This window comes from Collimonas fungivorans (assembly GCF_028292705.1).
Lineage (GTDB): Bacteria > Pseudomonadota > Gammaproteobacteria > Burkholderiales > Burkholderiaceae_D > Collimonas > Collimonas fungivorans_B.
This window is the reverse complement of sequence record NZ_JAQGLV010000068.1, coordinates 1-18,529: the sequence shown is the minus strand read 5'-3', so window position 1 is coordinate 18,529 and position 18,529 is coordinate 1. Positions and strand designations below refer to the sequence as shown.

The following is an 18,529-nucleotide window of genomic DNA, read 5'->3' as shown; positions in this document are numbered from 1 at the left end:
CCGCGCAAGCAACCGCCGGCGACAACCAGGCCGAGAGCTGGCCAGCCTGGCATCCGCTGCAGCAGCGGGTGGAACTGCTGTACCAGGACAGTGAAAAAATCGCCGTCAACAGCGCGGCGATCGGGCGCATCCTGGCCGCCTGACCGCACATTCCGGATGCGGCATTTTTAGGACAAGGGATTTTCAAGACAAAACTTATTGTTTCTCCTGATTAAGACAAGTTAAACACTGGCAACTAAAGTTTCCATGTAGTACCATTTCTACATGGAAACGTATTTGCGGGTTTGACTATCTAAAGGAGTAACAATGAACATCGCCCTGTTAAAACTCGCCGCTGCATCCGCCCTGCTGTCCCTGGCTTCAGGCGCCATGGCCAGCGCCAATGGCGGCATCATTCATTTCACCGGCAACATCGTCGAGCCGCCTTGCAGCACCGGCAGTTTCGATGCCGGACAAATTAACATTCACTGCGACAAACGCAGCGCTGTCGCCGTTTCATTCCAGCGCGTCGGCACTTCTGCCGATTCGGCAACCACCATTATTACCCTGACGCGCGACGGCAAAACACTGGGAACCGAGGAAGCGACAGCCTACCGCCTGGCCTTGCAGGGCAACAGCCGGCTCGGCCTGCGCGTCGCTCCTGCAGCTGCAGGCGCCACCCTTAGTCCGGTGGTCATGACCATCAGCTATCTGTAAAGTCAGCCGCCGAAACGACCCTCCGGCAAACCGCCCACGCCAGGCAAGCGCAGCTGGAACACGCCGCCTGCGGCCGGTTCAGCCAGCAAGTCGGCGTCCGACAGCGATTCGCGCGCGCTGGTCACATACAAGGTATCCAGCGCTGCTCCGCCCAGCGCCACGCAGCTGGGCTGCGCCACCGGCACCCGGACCATGCGGTCGATGCTGCCGTCCGGCGCAAAACACAGCACCCGATGGCCGCCCCACTGGGCGTTCCACAGGTAACCCTCGCTATCCACGGTAGAACCATCCGGCTCGCCCGGCTGTTGCTGCAGGTCGGCGAACAGGCGATCATTGCTGGTAGTGCCGGCAACGCTGTCATAGTCGCAGCAGCGTATCGTCTTGCTTGGAGAATCGCAGTAATACATGGTGTGGCCATCCGGGCTGAAGCAGATGCTGTTGCTGATCGCCACCATCGGCAGCGCCAGGCGCTCCAGCGTCAGGTCGGCATTGAGCCGGTAGAAACTGCAGCAGCGCGCCAGGCCGGGAGCATCGTTCTTGGTGCCGAACACGAAGCGTCCGAAGCGATCGCAGCGGCCGTCGTTCAGCCGGGTATGCGGCATGTCAGCCTCGACCGCGCAAATCGGCGTCACTGCATTATTGGAAAAACTGAACCAGGCCAGTTGCGAGGCCAGCCCCAGCAGCAGGCGGTCGTCGTCTTCGGTCAGGGCAAAGGTCGCCAGCCGTTCCGGCATCGGCCAGCTGCGGGTCGTGCCTGCGGCCGGATCGTGGCACCACAGGCTGGCGCCAAGGATATCGGTCCAGAACAAGCGTTGCGTGCGGTCGCACCACAACACTCCTTCTCCCAGCAGGTGCTTGCCGTCAAACAGCAGGCTGGCGGTGGCTGTCTCAGTGCTCATGTCTCCATCCTTCTTGAAATGCCAACGAGGTCTGTACGACCTCGTTGTGGTGTTGCTTGGAACTGACAGCTTACCTCAAAGCCGGGCCTTAGAAAGAATGGCTGACGCCAAGGTAGCCGCCATTCTGGCTATGTCCGGCCAGGGGATTGTCGCCGCTCATCTCGACCGAGAAATCGGCATTGCCCTTGTTGCGCACGGTGCCGACGCTGGCGTACAGCAAGGTGCGCTTGGACAGGTTGTAATTGGCGCCCAGCATGAACAGGTTGCCGCTGCCGCCGTCGTTGTTCAGCTTGGCGTGGAAGGCGCCGCCGATCAAGGTCAGCGCCGGCGTCAGCACGTAGTTGGCGCCGATCCAGTAATGCTGGATCTTGTCGGGGCTGCCGGCAACACTGTCCGGCGCCGACACGTTTTCGTAAGCGGCGAACAGTTTCAAGGCATCGATGGTGTAGGTGCCGCCCACGATCAGGTCCTTGGACGCGGCATAGATATCGCTGTACTTGCCGTTGACGTCGCGGATCACGTCATAGATGGCGCGCAGTTCCAGCCCGGCGTTGGTGTACACCAGCGAGACGCCGTCGCTGCGGCCGTTGCGGGTCGAGCCGGCCTGTTCGCCCAGGCTGGTTTGCACGGTGGCGTTGAAACCGCTCCAGGTCGGGGTCTGGTATTCGATCACATTGTTGGCGCCCGGCCAGTTGCGGCCCTTGACCAGGTTGGCTGTGCCGATGAATTGCTGGCCAGTCGGATCCAGGTACCAGACATCGTTGACGATGAACAGGTTCTTGCCGAACTTGATGGAACCCGCGCTGCCGTTCAGGCCGACATAGGAACGGCGGTTGAACAGCGCGCTGCCGTTGGTCTGCCCGGTAGGCGCGTTGAAACCGGACTCCAGCAGGAAGAAGGCGCCGAGGCCGCCGCCCAGGTCTTCTGTGCCCTTGAAGCCGAACATGCTGGTGCCCCACTGGTTGCCGGACGTGCCGAACTTGCTGCCGGTGGCGCCGGTCGGATTGCCGTTGGCATCCTTCAGGGCGACGCCGCTCTGGAAATCGATGCCGGCATCGATGCGTCCGTAGATGGTGACATTGGTCTGCGCTTGCGCCTGGCTACAGGCTGCGGCGATCAAACCGAATAAGCCAGCTGCGGCAAAGGTTTTGGAAAGAATCATGTGGTCGTCTCCTTGAAATTATTATGAATTCATCCACTGCCGGACTGCGCCTGCGGCTTGATGGCGGCAGACCGGCGTGAATGTGGGCTCATAGTAAGGATTCGATTGATATCGATCCAATGAATTTTTCCACTACATCAATACTGTATTTGGTATCATTTTAAGAGCTTCGCCAAACTGGAAAGATCAAAGGATTGAGCGGGCAGCATATAAAAAAACCAACCAGCGAGACGACAATGCCTACCAACGACACCAACTGGTTTCTGCGTGCGCGCCTGAAAACCCGCCAGCTGCTCTTGCTGATCGCGCTGGACGAGGAGCGCAATATCCATCGCGCGGCGGAAGCGCTCAACATGACGCAGCCGGCCGCCTCCAAGCAGCTCAAGGACCTGGAAGACATGCTGGATGTGCAGCTGTTCGAGCGGCTGCCGCGCGGCATGCGGCCGACCATCTACGGCGAAGCGATGATCCGCCATTCACGCATGGCGCTGACCAGCCTGTCGCACGCGCATGACGACATCACCGCGCTGAAATCCGGGCTGTCTGGGCAAGTCAATGTCGGTGCGATCCTGTCGCCGGGCATGGTGCTGCTGCCGCCGGCAATCGCGCGGCTCAAGCAACAGGCGCCGATGCTGCGCATCGGGGTCGAGGTGGAAAGCAGCAACATCCTGCTGGAGCGGCTGCAGCGCGGCTCGCTCGATTTTCTGGTGGCGCGCATCCTGGACCAGGAAGACAACCGCAACCTCGAATACGAAGAGCTGTCGGACGAGCCGGTATGCGCGGTGGCGCGGGTCGACCATCCGCTGCGCCATGTCACCAACCTGCAATTGAAGGATATCGCCGACGCCGGCTGGATCCTGCCGCCCAAGGGCAGCATCCTGCGGCACCGGGTCGACATGATGTTCCACAAGGATGGCCTGGCGCCGCCGGCGAATGTGGTCGACACCACCGCGATCCTGGTCATCAGCAGCCTGCTGCAGCAGACCGATTTCCTGCATGTGATGCCGGCCGAAGTGGCGCGCTTTTACGCCCAGGTCAACGTGCTGGCGATACTGCCGATCGAGCTGCCGTGCAAGATGGATGGTTTCGGCATCATCACGCGCCGCCTGCAGATCCTGTCGCCGGGCGCCAAGATCCTGCAGCAGACTATTCGCGACGTGGCGACGCAGATTTACTAAACGTTCAAGCCCAGCCGGCGTCGACGATGAATTCCTGCGCGGTGCACATCGCACTGTCATCCGCAGCCAGGAACAGCACCATGCGCGCCAGGTGCCAAGGCTGCAGTTTCCCCGGCAGGCACTGGTTGCGCTTGATGTCTTCCTCGCCCGCGGCGTCCAGCCACAAAGCGATCTGCCTTTCAGTCATCACCCAGCCCGGCGACACGGTATTGACGCGGATATTGTGCGGCCCGAGGTCGCGCGCCAGGCCGCGGGTCAGGCCGACTACCGCCGCCTTGGCCGTGGTGTACACCGGATAACCGCCGTTCGACAGATGCCAGCTGATCGAGCTGAGGTTGATGATGGAGCCGCCGCCCTTCTTGCGCATGCCGGGCGCCACCGCTTGGCAGGTAAAGAACATCGGGCGCTGGTTGATGGCGATGCGGTCGTTCCAGTAGTCGACGGTCACTTCTTCCCACTGGTGGCGCTGGTCGTTGGCCGCATTGTTGACCAGCACATCGAAATCGCCCAGTTCTTGCGCCAATCCTTCGATGGTCGACTGCAATGCCGCGATGTCGCGGATATCGCAATGGCGAAACAGCGGCCTGGGCAGGCCCGCCGCTGCCAGCTGCTCGCATAAAGCTTCGCTGGCGGCGGTCTCGATATCGACGAACGCCACGCGTGCGCCCTGCTCGGCGAACGCGCCGACAATCGCCGCGCCGATGCCGCTGCCGCCGCCGGTGACGAATACATTCTTGCCTTTCAGGCTGGGGAAATGCGCCAGCTGCGTATCTTTTACTGCGGACATGTCAACTCCTGTGTTATTCCGGTGTGATGCCGATGAGTTCAGCTTATTTTTTCAATTGACCGTTGATGCGCTGCCAGATCGCCAGCGGATTGCTGTCCTGGACGGCTGCGGGCAACAGGTCTTGCGGCAGATTCTGATAGGAAACCGGGCGCAGGAAGCGCTGGATGGCTGCCGTGCCGACCGAGGTGGCGCGGCTATCCGACGTCGCCGGGAACGGTCCGCCATGGACCATGGAATACGATACCTCGACCCCGGTCGGAAAACCATTCGCCAGGATCCGGCCAACCTTGCGCTCCAGGATAGGCAGCAATCCGCGTACCGTTTCATGGTCGCCGTCCGTCATCTGCAGCGTCGCGGTCAACTGCCCTTCCAGCTGCTCCGCTACGGCAAACATCTCGCCCATGTCGCGGCAGGCGACCAGCAATGACGCAGGTCCGAATATCTCTTCCGACAAATGCGGATCGGCCAGGAAATCCTGGGCGCTGGTGCTGAACAACGCCGGCACGCCGCTGCCGGCTGCATCGCTGGCGACGCCCTGGCTCAGCTGGCGCACCCGGGAATTGGCGGCAAGACGGCCGACGCCGTTTTGATATGCGCGATGGATGCCGGTTGTCAGCATGGTGGCGGCATTGCGCTGCGCCAGCTGTTCAGCCGCCGCAGCGCTGAAGCGCTCAAGATCCGGTCCTTGCAATGCCAGCACCAAACCAGGATTGGTGCAGAACTGGCCGACGCCCAGCACCAGCGAATCGACAAACGCCGTAGCCAGTGCTTCAGCCTTGCCGGCCAGCGCCTGCGGCAGCAGGAACACCGGATTGATGCTGCTCATTTCGGCATATACCGGAATCGGTTGCGGCCGTGCGGCAGCCGCCGCCATCAGGGCCAGCCCGCCCTGGCGCGAGCCGGTAAAGCCGACAGCCTGGATCGCCGGATGCTTGACCAGTGCGGCGCCAAGCTCGTTGCCGACGCCGGTCAACAGGGAAAACACGCCTTCCGGCAAACCCGCCGCGGCCACTGCTTGCTGAATCGCGCGGCCAACCAGTTCCGAAGTGCCGGGATGGGCCGGATGGGCTTTGACCACCACCGGGCAACCTGCCGCCAGCGCTGCCGCGGTATCGCCGCCGGCGACTGAAAACGCCAGCGGAAAATTGCTGGCGCCGAACACCGCCACCGGCCCCAGCGCAATCATGCGCAGACGCAGGTCGACGCGCGGCAAAGGCTGGCGCTCCGGCAGCGCCGGGTCGATGCGCGCATCCTGCCAGGAACCTTCGCGCAGCACTTCGGCAAACAGTTTGAGCTGGCCCATGGTGCGGCCGCGTTCGCCTTCCAGCCGGGCGCGCGGCAAGCCGCTTTCGCTCATCGCACGTTCTATCAGCTGGTCGCCGAGCGCCAGGATATTTGCCGCGATGCTTTCCAGGAAACGCGCGCGGGTTTCCGGATCGGTAGCACGGTACGGATCGAAAGCGATGCGCGCAAGGTCGCAGGCGCAGTCGATTTCGACCTTGCCGGCGGTATGGAATGCCGGTTCGATATCGCTTGCGGTGGCGGGATTGAAAGCAAAAAAGGCAGCGCCCCCGCCTTTGATACGGGAGGCGCCGATCAGGGATTCGCCGGTAATGTTCATACTGAGGTCCATGCTTTTCCTAAAATTGAAAGACTGCGGCTCCGAGATACCTGATCCCATCATGCAGCGAATAGTCTACAACTGACGGACGCGCGGCGCTGGCAAGGTCTCAACCGCCAGCCGGTTGCGCAGCGGCGGCCCGAAGGCAGCGACGTCGATCTCGAATGTTTCTCCCGGCGCCACCTGGATGCCATCCGAACAGCTCAGGGTGGCGGTGCCGAAGAAATGGATGTGCACATCGCCCGGACGCCGGAACAGCGGATATTTGAAATGGTGGTGCTCCAGGTTGGCCACGGTGTGCGACATGTTCTCTTCGCCGCTGACAAACGGTTTTTCCCAGCGGACCCGGCCGCTGATGTCGCGGATGCGCGACATGCCTTCCACGTGCGGCGGCAAATCTCCCAGCAGCAAGGCCGGGCCGACCGCGCAGACCCGCAGCTTGGAATGCGCCAGGTACAGGTAATTCTGGCGCTCGGTGACATGGTCGGAAAATTCATTGCCGATCGCAAAACCGAGCCGGCATGGCGTGCCGTCCGGCCCAATCACATATAGCGCGGCGATCTCGGGTTCTTCGCCGCCATCCAGCGCAAAATGCGGCATCGTCAGCGCCTGTTCGCCGGCGCGGACGATGCTGCCGTCGCCCTTGTAGAACCATTCCGGCTGCACGCCCACCTGTCCCGGCTGCGGCTTGCCGCCTTCCAGGCCCATGCGGAACATCTTCATGCTGTCGGTCAGGCTGTCGACATCGCTGATTTTCTTGTGCATGGCGTCGCGGCCGTCGGCGCTGCCCAGGTGGGTCAGGCCGGTGCCGGTGACGTAGCAATGGGCGCTGTCGCCGTGATCCAGCGGCGGCAGCAGGCGCCCGGCTTGCGCCACCTCGGCGTAATCCAGCACGGTGCTGCCCAGTGCGGCAGCGGCAAGCTCTTGCAACGGCCGGCTGCCGGCAATCGCTGCTTGCGCCAGCGCGTAAGTCGAGGCAAAACCTTCCACCACATGGATTTTGCGGCCGTCGTCTTCCAGTACGCCGATCCGGCGCTGGCCGTCGGCCTGCTTGAATTGAATCAACAACATGTGTTTCTCCGGTTACTGAACTGCGCTTAGTGGGAGTGCTTGGGTACGGCCGAGCCGCGGCAGCCGACCAGGAAATCGAAATCGCAGCCTTCGTCGGCTTGCAATACCCGGTCTATGTACAGGCGCTGGTAACCGCTCTGCGCCGTCACCACTGCGGCGTTCACCGCCTCCCTTGCCACCTGGCGCTGCGCCATTTCGGCATCACTGATATCCAGGTGCAAACGTCCGCCCGCGCAATCCAGCTCTATCCAGTCGCCGTCCTGCACGATCCCCAATGGCCCGCCGGCGGCCGCTTCCGGCGCCACGTGCAGCACCACCGTGCCGTAGGCGGTGCCGCTCATGCGGGCATCCGAAATCCGCACCATGTCCTTGATGCCCTGCGCCAGCAGTTTCGGCGGCAAGCCCATGTTGCCGACCTCGGCCATGCCGGGATACCCCTTGGGACCGCAATTCTTCATCACCAGCACTGAGCTGGCGTCGACTTCCAGTTCGGGATCGTTGATGCGCGCCTTGTAATGCGCGAAATCTTCGAACACCACCGCCTTGCCGCGATGCTGCATCAGTTCCGGCGTGGCGGCGGACGGCTTGAGCACCGCGCCGCGCGGCGCCAGGTTGCCGCGCAGGATGCAGATGCCGCCGTCGGCGATCAACGGCTTGTCGATAACGCGGATCACCTCGTCGTTGTAGATAGGCGCATCCTGGTTGTTTTCCCACAGCGATTTGCCGTTCACCGTCAAGGCATCCTTGTGCGGCAGCAGTCCCGCTTCGCCCAGGCGGCGCAATACGCCGGGCAAACCGCCGGCGTAATAAAACTCTTCCATCAGGAAGCGGCCGGATGGCTGCAGGTCAACCAGGGTCGGCGTGCCGCGGCCGATGCGGGTCCAGTCTTCGAGTTCCAGCGGCACGCCGATGCGGGCGGCGATCGCCTTCAGATGGATCACGGCGTTGGTCGAGCCGCCGATCGCGGCATTGACCCGGATCGCGTTTTCAAACGCTTCGCGGGTCAGTATCTTCGACAAGCGCAAGTCTTCCCACACCATGTCGACAATCCGCATGCCCGACATGTGCGCCAGCACGTATCGGCGCGCATCGACTGCCGGAATCGCCGCATTGTGCGGCAGCGATGTGCCCAGTGCCTCGGCCATGCAAGCCATGGTGGAAGCCGTGCCCATGGTGTTGCAGGTGCCGGCCGAGCGCGACATGCCGGCTTCGGCCGCCAGGAACTGGTGCATGCTGATCTCGCCGCCCTTTACTGCTTCGCTCAGCTGCCAGACGGCGGTGCCGGAACCCAGGTCCTTGCCTTCGTGCTTGCCGTTCAACATCGGGCCGCCGGTCACCACGATCGCCGGGATATCGCAGCTGGCGGCGCCCATCAGCAAGGCCGGCGTGGTCTTGTCGCAGCCCACCAGCAGCACTACCGCATCCATCGGATTGCCGCGTATCGATTCTTCCACGTCCATGCTGGCCAGGTTGCGGGTCAGCATGGCGGTCGGCCGCAGGTTCGATTCGCCGTTGGAAAATACAGGGAACTCCACCGGAAATCCGCCCGCTTCCGAAATGCCACGCTTGACGTGTTCCGCGATCTTGCGGAAATGGGCGTTGCACGGCGTCAGCTCCGACCAGGTATTGCAGATGCCGATGATGGGCTTGCCCTGGAACTCGTGGTCGGGAATTCCCTGGTTCTTCATCCAGCTGCGGTACATCATGCCGTTCTTGTCATTGCTGCCGAACCATTCGGCCGAGCGCAGCGGACGCTTTTTATCGACAGTCATCTTTGGCTTCCTCTTGAAATTGTCAGGGCGGCATCCGTCCGCATCGAGACGGACGCCAGCTTTAAAATTGAAATATGGAAAATCGCCGGCCGCGGTGAACAATGATTAATAAGCCGCGGCCGCCTTGCTATTTGTTCTTGTTGTAGACGTCGACAAATACCGCGGCCAGCAATACCAGCCCCTTGATCACCTGCTGATAATCGATGCCGATGCCCATGATCGACATGCCGTTGTTCATCACGCCCATCACGAAAGCACCGATCACCGCTCCCATGACCTTGCCGACGCCGCCGGAAGCCGACGCGCCGCCGATGAAGCAGGCCGCGATCACATCCAGCTCGAAGCCGGTGCCGGCCTTGGGCGTGGCGGTATTGAGGCGGGCCGCGAAAATCAGCCCCGCCAGCGCAGCCAGCATGCCCATGTTGATAAAGGTGTAAAACGATACGCGCGAAGTCTTGATGCCGGACAGCTTGGCGGCCTTCTCGTTGCCGCCGACCGCATAGATGCGGCGCCCGATCGTGGTGCGGTTGGCGACGAAGGTATACACCACCATCAGCAGGAACATGATGATCAGCACATTCGGCATGCCTTTATAGGACGCCAGCAGGTAGCTGAAAAAGATGATGACGGCGGCAAACACCGCGTTCTTCAAGATGAAGAACACATAAGGTTCGTCTTCCATGCCGTGCTTGGTCTGCTTGGTGCGGGCGCGGACCTTGACAAAGATCATGATGGCGGCGACCGCCACGCCCACCAGCAGGGAAGTGATGCGCAAATCGGCGGCGCTGAAGAGATCCGGGATGAAGCCCGAACTCAGCATCTGGAAATCGTCGGGGAACGGCCCTATCGATTGCCCCTGCAGCAGCGCCAGCGTCAATCCCTTGAACACCAGCATGCCGGCCAGGGTGACGATGAACGACGGTATCTTGAAAAATGCTACCCAATATCCTTGGGCCGCGCCGATCACGGCGCCGGCCAGGATGCAGAGGATGCTGGCCAGTACGAAATTCATGTGCAGGTTGACGATCAGCACCGCCGCCAGCGCACCGATGAATCCGACTACCGAGCCCACCGACAAGTCGATATGGCCGGCCACGATGACCATCAGCATGCCCAGCGCCATGATGACGATATAGCTGTTCTGCAGCACCAGGTTGGTCAGGTTCAGCGGCTGCATCAGGGTGCCGTTGGTCATGTACTGGAAAAACGCCATGATCGCGATCAGCGACATCAGCATGCCGTACTCGCGCATATTGTTCTTCAGGAAGCCGATGTATTCCTTCTTTTCGGCTGCGGGCTGGGGCCGGTTTTCGCTGGCTGCCGGCGCTACAATATCGTGGTTCATTTCAGTTGTCTCCGTTCTTCACTTTACGCACTCGTTTCTCACAATAGCGCGCATGATTTTTTCCTGGGATGCTTCCGCCGCCGCCATTTCGCCGACAAATTTTCCCTCGTTCATGACATAGATCCGGTCGCACATGCCCAGCAGTTCCGGCATTTCCGATGAAATCATGATGATGCATTTGCCTTCGCGGGCCAGCTGGTCGATGATGGTGTAGATCTCGTACTTGGCGCCGACGTCGATGCCGCGCGTCGGTTCGTCCAGGATCAGCACATCGGGGTTGGAAAACAGCCATTTGCTGAGCACCACTTTCTGCTGGTTGCCGCCGGACAGGTTCAGCACTTTCTGGAACACGTTCGAGCAGCGTATCTTCAGCTGGCGCCGATAGTCCGCCGCCACCGAATATTCGCGCCCTTCGTCGATTACGCTGTTGTCCGCAATGCCGTTCAGATTGGCTAGCGTGATGTTCTTCTTGATGTCCTGGTCCAGTATCAGGCCGTAGCCCTTCCTGTCCTCGGTGACATAGGCGATGCCGTTGTCGATGGCTTTTTGCACGTTGCTGACGTCGATTTCCTTGCCGCGCAAAAACACCTTGCCACTGATGCGCTGGCCGTAGGCGCGGCCGAAGATGCTCATCGCCAGTTCGGTGCGGCCGGCGCCCATCAAGCCGGCGATACCGACGATCTCGCCCTTCCTGACATTAAAATCGACGCCCTTGATCACCTGCCGCTCAGGATGGATCGGATGGTAAACAGACCATTGCTTGACCTCGAATATAGTCTCGCCGATTTCCGGGCTGCGTTTCGGATAGCGGTCAGCCATCTCGCGTCCGACCATGTTCTGGATGATGCGGTCTTCACTGATCACTTCCTTGTGGCAATCCAGGGTATCGACCGTGGAGCCGTCGCGCAGGATCGTGATCGAATCGGCGACCTTGGAAATTTCGTTGAGCTTGTGGGAAATCAGGATAGAGGATATGCCCTGCGCCTTGAGCTCCAGCAGCAGATCCAGCAAGGCGTCGCTGTCGCTTTCATTCAGGCTGGCGGTCGGTTCGTCGAGGATCAGCAGCTTGACCTGCTTCGACAGCGCCTTGGCGATTTCAATCAGCTGCTGCTTGCCGACGCCGAGGTTGGTGATCAGCGTGCTGGGCGATTCCTTCAAGCCGACCTTGGTCAGCAGTTCCTTGGTCTTGGCGTAGGACACTTCCCAATCGATCACGCCGTTTGTGGCCTGTTCGTTGCCGAGGAAAATATTCTCTGTAATCGACAGCAGCGGCACCAGCGCCAATTCCTGGTGGATGATGATGATGCCGATCTTTTCACTGTCGGCGATGCCGTCGAACTGCCGCGCCAGCCCCTCGAAGCGGATCTCGCCGGTATAGGAACCGTGCGGATAGACGCCGCTCAATACTTTCATCAAGGTGGATTTTCCGGCGCCGTTTTCACCGACCACGGCGTGGATCTCGCCGTTACGGACTGCCAGGTTGACATTGTCCAATGCTTTGACTCCCGGGAATGTCTTCCCGATCCCGCGCATTTCCAGGATGGTTTCCATCTGTTGTTACCTCGCTTAGGGCCTGTTAGGGAATAAGTTGGATATTTGGGCGGTCGTAGCCGGATGCGAAGCAAGGCAGATGACGCGCCGCAGTGCGAGCACTGCAAGCGGCGGCTAACGCAGCAGCGCGCCGGCTACGGCCAGCACAAATGTTCAACTTATTTCCTAACACGCCCTTATCTCAAACCTTCGCCAGCGCCTGACTCCGGGACCTTGCAACACGCTTCTGCGGATTGCAAGGTCCGGCCAAACAAGACTCTTGTCGCTACAGATCGTTAAAGATCGGCTCCCTATTGCTACGCCGCAGTCGCCACTTATTTGATCTGGGCTTCGGTGTAATAACCGCTGCCGACCAGCACTTGCTTCCAGTTGGAGGCATCGACGCTGACTGGCTTCAACAGGTAGGAAGGCACGATCTTGACGCCATTGTTATACGTCTTGGTATCATTGATGGCAGGCGCTTTGCCGCTCAGCATGGCGTCCACCATGCCGACTGTCACCTTGGCCAGTTCGCGCGTGTCCTTGAACACGGTCTGGCGCTGCTCGCCGCGCACGATCGATTTCACCGAAGGGACTTCGGCGTCCTGGCCGGTCACTATCGGCATCGGCTGCTTCGGCGTGCCGTAGCCTACGCCTTTGAGCGATGACAGGATGCCGATGCTGATGCCGTCGTACGGCGACAGCACTGCATCCACGTGGGCGTTGCCGTAGTAGGCGCTGAGCAGGTTATCCATGCGCGCCTGGGCTACCGCGCCGTCCCAGCGCAAGGTCGAAACCTTGTCCATGCCGGTCTGCTTGCTGCGCACCACCAGCTTGCCTTTATCGATATACGGCTGCAGCACAGACATCGCGCCGTTGTAGAAGAAGAAGGCGTTGTTGTCGTCAGCCGAACCGCCGAACAGTTCGATATTGAACGGGCCCTTGCCCTCTTTCAGGCCAAGTGTTTTTTCGATATAGCCGGCTTGCAGCACGCCGACCTGGAAATTATCGAAAGTGGCGTAGTAGTCGACGTTCTTGGAGCCGCGGATCAGGCGGTCATAGGCGATGACCTTGATGCCCTTGTCGGCGGCTTTTTGCAAGGCATTGGATAAGGTAGTGCCGTCAATCGCGGCGATCACCAGGACCTTGACGCCCTTGGTCACCATGTTCTCGATCTGCGCCAGCTGGTTCGGGATGTCGTCTTCAGCATATTGCAGGTCGGTCTTGTAGCCTTTTTCCTTGAATACCTTGACCATATTGTCGCCATCGGCGATCCAGCGTGCGGAAGATTTGGTAGGCATCGAAATGCCGATCGGGCCCTTCTCTTGCGCGCCAGCCTGGGACACCAGGCCGAATACGCCAATCAGCAATCCAACAATCGTCGTTTTAATCATTTTCACAGCTTGTCTCCTTTAGTTATTTTGATCTTGCGCCAGAACATTGTGATGCACCTGCATTGACTGCGTGGTCCGTTGCCGGGTAACAGTAAATATAGACCTTTCCTGATGAAATTCCTCACTATCTTACGAACATCATTGATATCAAACAAATGAATTTTTTCGTAGTTTCGATACGGTTTCAGGTATCGATATAGTGAAGAAGAAAATCGTGCGACGGGCTTTTCGCCGCCAATCTCAAGAGAATAAATACCGAAGCCAGTGTAAAAACACTTGGCTGGTCTTACTAATCACTTTTTTATCGCAACCGATACCCATTTTGATATCAGCATTGACAAGACAGCCACATACAACAGGTGGAAACGCCGGATATTCAGGACCAGCTGCGGCAATACGCCAGGAACTGCATCAGCCGCAGCGACAGTATCTTGTGCTTACTGTGGACCAGGTAGAAGTGCCGGTGCAATCTCGGCAGCGATGTTTTCAGCTCCACCAGCCGTCCACTTTGCAAGAAATCGGCCACCACCGCATGCGACAGGCAGCTGATGCCGAGGCCGGCTGCGGTTGCGTGCTTGATCGCTTCCGAGTTGCCGAATTCATAGCTTTGCCGCAAATGGTGCAGATGCGGCAGCAAGGCTTGCTCGACGGCTTCGCGCGTGCCCGAGCCTGGCTCGCGCAACAGCCATTCGGCCTGGCGCAGTTGCCCCAGGCCGACTTTCTGGTCGCCGCCGGCCAGAGGATGCTGCGGCGAAGCGACCACCAGCAGCTCGTCGACCATCCACGGTTCTACCTGCAGGTCGGCGGCATGGCTCGGGCCTTCGATAAGGCCGACGTCGACTTCGAAATTGACCACGGCGGCGACGATGTCGGCGGTATTGGCGATCGTCACCCGCACTTGCAGCTCGCTGTGCTGCTGTCGGTAAGCAGCAATCAGCGCAGGCAGCAGATAACTGCCAATGGTAGTGCTGGAACCGATCTGCAGGCCGCCGCCCTGCGCCATGCCTGGCGTCAGGAACTGCTGTTCTATGGTCTTGGCGGCATCTACCACCTGGCCCGCCTGCGGCAGCAGCAGGCGACCGTTGTCATTGAGGATCAGGCGCTTGCCGACGCGGTCGAACAAGCGGCAGTCGAGCAGGTTTTCCAGCTCGTTCAGGGCGGCGCTGGCAGCCGACTGCGACAAGGCGATCTGTTCCGCCGCCGCTGTCGTGCTGCCGGAATGGGCTATCGCCAGGAAAATCTGCAATTGCCTGATGGTGAGACGCATGTTGGCCTTTGTCTGAAGCGTTTATCAAGATCAATCTACCTGCATAATAGGTAGATCATACAAAATTAATCTGTTTTTCTTTTAGATATCAAATAGCTATAGTGACTTCCATGGCGGCATGGCCGCATCTGAATTGGAAGTCCTAGTGAACACCTCGACGCTGACAACAACATCCCGCCCCGCAAAAACGCCTCCCCCGCTGCTGGCCGGACTGGCCCTGAGCGCCCTGATTGCGGCAGCCGCAATCGCCGCCGCCAGGATAGACTGGCTGCAGGCGCACGGCTTCAGCGCATTGACCCTGGCCATCGTGCTCGGCATGCTGGCCGGTAACCTTGGTTACCAGCGGATTGCCCCCTCCTGCGCCGCCGGCGTCAATTTTTCCAAGCAAAACCTGCTGCGGCTGGGCATCATCCTCTACGGTTTCCGGCTGACGTTCCAGGATATCGGCCACGTCGGGTTGAGCGGCGTGCTGATCGACGCCTTGGTCCTGTGCTCTACCTTCGGCATGGCGCTGCTGCTTGGCACCCGCGTATTCAAGCTGGATCGCGAAACCGCCATGCTGATCGGCGCCGGCAGCTCGATCTGCGGCGCGGCCGCCGTGATGGCTACCGAGCCGGTGCTGCGGGCACGGCCGGCGCAGGTGACGGTAGCGGTGGCTACCGTCGTAGTGTTCGGATCGCTGGCGATCTTTCTCTATCCGCTGCTGTACCAGCTGAACCTGCACTGGCAGTTCCTGGCGGCCTCGCCGCAAGCCTATGGCATCTTTACCGGCTCCACCGTGCACGAAGTGGCCCAGGTGGTGGCCGCGGCCCGCGCCATCAGCCCCGATGCGGCCAATACGGCGGTGATTACCAAGATGGTGAGGGTGATGATGCTGGCGCCGTTCCTGATGCTGCTGTCGGCTTACATCTCGAAGAAAAGCTGCGCCGCCAAGAAAGCAGGCAGCAGCGCAAAAGGCCGCCTGGCGATTCCCTGGTTCGCGTTCGGTTTTGTGGCGATCGTGGCGTTCAATTCGCTGCACCTGCTGCCGAGTGCGCTGGTGTCGCATGTCAACGATGCAGACAATGTGTTGCTGGCCATGGCGATGGCGGCGCTGGGCATATCCACCCATTTTTCCTCGCTGCGCACTGCAGGAGTCAAACCGCTGGTATTTGCGGCGGTGTTGTTCGGTTGGCTGATCGTCGGCGGCGCCTTGATCAATATGCTGGTGTTGCGTTGGCTGGCCTGATAAAAAAATGGCGGGGAAGCATATTCGCTTCCCCGCCCATACTGCCTGTTGCCGCTAGTTAGCTACAACAATCAGAACTTGTGGCGCAGGCCCACGCGCAATACGTTCTGGCTGGTGTCGTCCGCCGGTGCGTTGCTGTATGCAGCGTTGATCACACCTGGGTTGTTGACGTCGTTAGCGCGCTGGTTGGTGTACAGAGCGTACAGGTCAGTGCGCTTCGACAGGTAGTAATCCACGCCGAGGTTCAGCTGGGTAGTCTTGCCCTTGGTCGAACCTGCTGTCCTGCGGCTGAGATCGGCGCGATCATAGATCACGCTGGCCAGCAGATGCAGGTTGCCGGTCAGCGAATAATCGACGCCCAGGTCGAAAATGTTGGCTTTGGTCGCGGTAGTGATGTTGACCAGGCCGGTCGCCGCCAGCGCGGCAGCCAATGGACGCTTGGTTTGCGACCATGCGCCGTAGATCTTGGCCGGACCAGCCTGGTAGCTGGCGCCGAGGGTGAAGGTTTTCAGGTCGGTGTCGCCAGCCTTGCTAGGCAGCGCATCGGCAGCCAGCTTGGTCTGGAAGTAACCGAGGCCGATGCCGAACGGGCCATTCGCATAGTTACCTGCCAGGCCGAATGACTGGCCTGCCGAAGTCTGGCCGGCAACTTCGCCGAAACCATAGAACAGGCTGCCGGTGAAGCCGCTCAGGTTGGCGCTGTCATAGCGGATCGAGTTATTGGCGCGGACGCCGCCGACACGGTCCAGGTTATTGAAATGGCCGGCTTTGATGCCGTTGCTGCCGAATGTCTGCACCGAAGTGTATTTGCTGCCGATGTCATCCAGGTAATCGGTCTGACGGCCGAGGGTGACGGTACCGAAACTGCCGGACAGGCCGACTACCGCTTTACGGTCAAACAGTGTGCTGGCGGTAGCGAGCGAACCGTCGTCTGCATTGAAACCGTTTTCCAGCTGGAAAATGGCTTTCAAGCCGCCGCCCAGGTCTTCCGTTCCGCGGAAGCCGATACGGGAAGTCGCCATATCGCCGGAATCCAGGCTGATGCGGCTGTCGTTCTTTGGACCGACTTTACTGGTGTAAGTAAGGCCAGCGTCGATCACGCCATAGATGGTGACGTTGGTTTGTGCTTGTGCATTGGCGCCGATCAGGCCGAGGGCGGCTAGTGCGAATACGGTCTTTTTCATTTCTACCCTTTATTGGTATGTAAATAATCTTATCCCGGTGTCCAGCTTGAGTATTTTGGCAACGTTTTTAGCAGCGTTACTAATTGTTACAAGTGGAACGGCCTAGATATTACCTATCCATAAGAAAATTGCATTGATATTTACAGCCTTCTTTAAAATAAAAGAAAAATTTAGGTGAAGTTGACCATACTTGTTGTTTTTTGGCAGCCGTTTATGACATTTATGACTAGACATATACGTTATTTGAACTAGTACATGAGCAATAAACGGAATCGCCGCATTCTCTGGAATAAGCGACGACCGTGCTGACCTGTATCAAGTAATCGACATGGATTTGCCATTCCGATTGGGCTACCGGATATAGCGGCCGCAGGAAAATGTCATTTGTGACAATTATTTTAGTTTTGGCATTGCAACAGTTTATGCGCATCGCATACGCCGGCCGAATTGCCGATGGGAACTGCCACTCTGGCTTTCGGCGCAAAAAAAAAGACCCGAAATCGGGCCCTTTTCAATTCCGTGCGACTGCAGTCCTTATCAGAACTTTAGCGTCTTCACGCCATCCGGAGTTCCCAGCAAACAGACATCCGCTCCTTGCTGGGCAAACAAACCGACTGTCACCACCCCGGTGATCTGGTTGATTTGCCGTTCCAGCTCGATCGGATCGGTGATTTTCAGGTCGACCATGTCGATGATCACGCAGCCGTTGTCGGTAATCAGCGGCTTGCCGTCCTTGAAACGCAAACGCGGTTCGCCGCCCAGCTTGATCAGCTTGCGCGCCACCACCGCCTGCGCCATCGGGATCACTTCTATCGGCAGCGGAAACTTGCCAAGCACCTTGACCAGCTTGGAGCCGTCGGCGATACAGATGAATTTTTCAGCCACCGAGGCGACGATCTTTTCGCGCGTCAAGGCCGCACCGCCGCCCTTGATCATGGCGCCCTGCTCAGTGATCTCGTCGGCGCCGTCGATATAGACCGGCATGGTCGCGACCTGGTTCAGGTCGTACACTTCGATATCGTGCGCGCGCAGCCGGGCCGCGGTCGCTTCCGACGAAGCCACCGCGCCCTTGATGCGGTGCTTGATCTTGGCCAGCTCATCAATGAAAAAATTGGCGGTTGAGCCAGTGCCGACGCCGACAATCTGGCCATCCACCACGTATTTGATTGCTTCACGGGCAACAGCTTGTTTGAGTTCGTCCTGGGTCATGGCAGTCATGGCTTTGTCTTGAAAAAGAAGTAAAGACGCTATTTTAACCAAACGAGAAGGCAAATTCGGAAAACAAAGCCTCGGTTCGCCTACTTCAGTGATTTTCGTCGGGCTGTTGCTCCATCGTTTCACGCAGCGCGATTTGCAGCTTCGAATGCAATTTCACAAAACGTTGCCACAACACCA

Annotated in this window: 15 protein-coding genes; 3 read left to right on the top strand and 12 right to left on the bottom strand. The window is 59.5% G+C overall.

Annotated elements, in window-relative coordinates:
* Window positions 1-306: 306 nt before the first annotated feature.
* Entirely contained in the window at window positions 307-696 is a 390-nt protein-coding gene (locus tag JWQ61_RS03375; RefSeq protein ID WP_304359265.1) for a hypothetical protein, read from the top strand.
* Between the two features lie 2 nt (window positions 697-698).
* On the opposite strand, the gene JWQ61_RS03370 is transcribed toward JWQ61_RS03375, so the two are convergent.
* Window positions 699-1,595: an SMP-30/gluconolactonase/LRE family protein gene (locus JWQ61_RS03370; protein WP_304359264.1), complete on the bottom strand. Its 897-nt coding sequence runs from the start codon at window positions 1,593-1,595 to the stop codon at window positions 699-701.
* A gap of 88 nt (window positions 1,596-1,683) precedes the next feature.
* A complete protein-coding gene (locus JWQ61_RS03365) occupies window positions 1,684-2,757 on the bottom strand; it encodes a porin (protein ID WP_304359263.1) in 1,074 nt (357 codons plus the stop codon).
* Between the two features lie 236 nt (window positions 2,758-2,993).
* Here JWQ61_RS03365 and JWQ61_RS03360 point away from each other — a divergent pair, with 236 nt between their 5' ends.
* Complete coding sequence (locus tag JWQ61_RS03360; RefSeq protein WP_304359262.1) at window positions 2,994-3,935, top strand: LysR family transcriptional regulator; 942 nt, start codon at window positions 2,994-2,996, stop codon at window positions 3,933-3,935.
* A 4-nt stretch (window positions 3,936-3,939) separates the two neighbouring features.
* Here the strand turns inward: JWQ61_RS03360 and JWQ61_RS03355 are convergent, their stop codons facing one another.
* From JWQ61_RS03355 to JWQ61_RS03320, 8 genes are all read right to left on the bottom strand, one after another.
* Window positions 3,940-4,722 (bottom strand): SDR family NAD(P)-dependent oxidoreductase, encoded by a 783-nt coding sequence (locus JWQ61_RS03355; RefSeq protein ID WP_014005295.1) that lies wholly within the window; start codon window positions 4,720-4,722, stop codon window positions 3,940-3,942.
* A 43-nt stretch (window positions 4,723-4,765) separates the two neighbouring features.
* Window positions 4,766-6,343 carry an aldehyde dehydrogenase (NADP(+)) gene (locus JWQ61_RS03350; RefSeq protein ID WP_304359267.1) on the bottom strand — a complete coding sequence of 526 codons (1,578 nt, stop codon included), beginning with the start codon at window positions 6,341-6,343 and terminating at the stop codon, window positions 4,766-4,768.
* A gap of 75 nt (window positions 6,344-6,418) precedes the next feature.
* Entirely contained in the window at window positions 6,419-7,414 is a 996-nt protein-coding gene (gene araD1, locus JWQ61_RS03345) for an AraD1 family protein (protein ID WP_304359261.1), read from the bottom strand.
* 26 nt (window positions 7,415-7,440) lie between these two features.
* Window positions 7,441-9,186 (bottom strand): IlvD/Edd family dehydratase, encoded by a 1,746-nt coding sequence (locus JWQ61_RS03340; protein WP_304359260.1) that lies wholly within the window; start codon window positions 9,184-9,186, stop codon window positions 7,441-7,443.
* A gap of 127 nt (window positions 9,187-9,313) precedes the next feature.
* A complete protein-coding gene (gene mmsB, locus JWQ61_RS03335; RefSeq protein ID WP_304359259.1) occupies window positions 9,314-10,531 on the bottom strand; it encodes a multiple monosaccharide ABC transporter permease in 1,218 nt (405 codons plus the stop codon).
* A gap of 18 nt (window positions 10,532-10,549) precedes the next feature.
* The gene (mmsA, locus tag JWQ61_RS03330; RefSeq protein ID WP_304359258.1) at window positions 10,550-12,082 is read right to left on the bottom strand and encodes a multiple monosaccharide ABC transporter ATP-binding protein; all 1,533 of its coding nucleotides are present in this window, start codon (window positions 12,080-12,082) and stop codon (window positions 10,550-10,552) included.
* Window positions 12,083-12,396: 314 nt separating this feature from the next.
* Window positions 12,397-13,455, bottom strand: coding sequence for a multiple monosaccharide ABC transporter substrate-binding protein (chvE, locus tag JWQ61_RS03325; protein ID WP_304359266.1), 1,059 nt, complete (start codon window positions 13,453-13,455; stop codon window positions 12,397-12,399).
* Window positions 13,456-13,831: 376 nt separating this feature from the next.
* Window positions 13,832-14,722 carry a LysR family transcriptional regulator gene (locus JWQ61_RS03320; protein ID WP_304359257.1) on the bottom strand — a complete coding sequence of 297 codons (891 nt, stop codon included), beginning with the start codon at window positions 14,720-14,722 and terminating at the stop codon, window positions 13,832-13,834.
* Between the two features lie 145 nt (window positions 14,723-14,867).
* Here JWQ61_RS03320 and JWQ61_RS03315 point away from each other — a divergent pair, with 145 nt between their 5' ends.
* On the top strand, window positions 14,868-15,950 hold the full coding sequence (locus tag JWQ61_RS03315) for a YeiH family protein (protein WP_304359256.1): 1,083 nt from the start codon (window positions 14,868-14,870) through the stop codon (window positions 15,948-15,950).
* Window positions 15,951-16,021: 71 nt separating this feature from the next.
* Here JWQ61_RS03315 and JWQ61_RS03310 read toward each other — a convergent pair whose 3' ends face one another.
* Both JWQ61_RS03310 and rpiA read right to left on the bottom strand, forming a co-directional pair.
* Window positions 16,022-17,134 (bottom strand): porin, encoded by a 1,113-nt coding sequence (locus tag JWQ61_RS03310; RefSeq protein ID WP_304359255.1) that lies wholly within the window; start codon window positions 17,132-17,134, stop codon window positions 16,022-16,024.
* 537 nt (window positions 17,135-17,671) lie between these two features.
* Window positions 17,672-18,343: a ribose-5-phosphate isomerase RpiA gene (rpiA, locus tag JWQ61_RS03305; RefSeq protein WP_092396528.1), complete on the bottom strand. Its 672-nt coding sequence runs from the start codon at window positions 18,341-18,343 to the stop codon at window positions 17,672-17,674.
* Between the last annotated feature and the right edge of the window lie 186 nt (window positions 18,344-18,529).

Coding starts and splice junctions, on each gene's coding strand:
- JWQ61_RS03375 (WP_304359265.1), top strand. CDS start 307: ATGAACATCGCCCTGTTAAAACTCGCCGCTGCATCCGCCCTGCTGTCC.
- JWQ61_RS03370 (WP_304359264.1), bottom strand. CDS start 1,595: ATGAGCACTGAGACAGCCACCGCCAGCCTGCTGTTTGACGGCAAGCAC.
- JWQ61_RS03365 (WP_304359263.1), bottom strand. CDS start 2,757: ATGATTCTTTCCAAAACCTTTGCCGCAGCTGGCTTATTCGGTTTGATC.
- JWQ61_RS03360 (WP_304359262.1), top strand. CDS start 2,994: ATGCCTACCAACGACACCAACTGGTTTCTGCGTGCGCGCCTGAAAACC.
- JWQ61_RS03355 (WP_014005295.1), bottom strand. CDS start 4,722: ATGTCCGCAGTAAAAGATACGCAGCTGGCGCATTTCCCCAGCCTGAAA.
- JWQ61_RS03350 (WP_304359267.1), bottom strand. CDS start 6,343: ATGAACATTACCGGCGAATCCCTGATCGGCGCCTCCCGTATCAAAGGC.
- araD1 (WP_304359261.1), bottom strand. CDS start 7,414: ATGTTGTTGATTCAATTCAAGCAGGCCGACGGCCAGCGCCGGATCGGC.
- JWQ61_RS03340 (WP_304359260.1), bottom strand. CDS start 9,186: ATGACTGTCGATAAAAAGCGTCCGCTGCGCTCGGCCGAATGGTTCGGC.
- mmsB (WP_304359259.1), bottom strand. CDS start 10,531: ATGAACCACGATATTGTAGCGCCGGCAGCCAGCGAAAACCGGCCCCAG.
- mmsA (WP_304359258.1), bottom strand. CDS start 12,082: ATGGAAACCATCCTGGAAATGCGCGGGATCGGGAAGACATTCCCGGGA.
- chvE (WP_304359266.1), bottom strand. CDS start 13,455: ATGATTAAAACGACGATTGTTGGATTGCTGATTGGCGTATTCGGCCTG.
- JWQ61_RS03320 (WP_304359257.1), bottom strand. CDS start 14,722: ATGCGTCTCACCATCAGGCAATTGCAGATTTTCCTGGCGATAGCCCAT.
- JWQ61_RS03310 (WP_304359255.1), bottom strand. CDS start 17,134: ATGAAAAAGACCGTATTCGCACTAGCCGCCCTCGGCCTGATCGGCGCC.
- rpiA (WP_092396528.1), bottom strand. CDS start 18,343: ATGACCCAGGACGAACTCAAACAAGCTGTTGCCCGTGAAGCAATCAAA.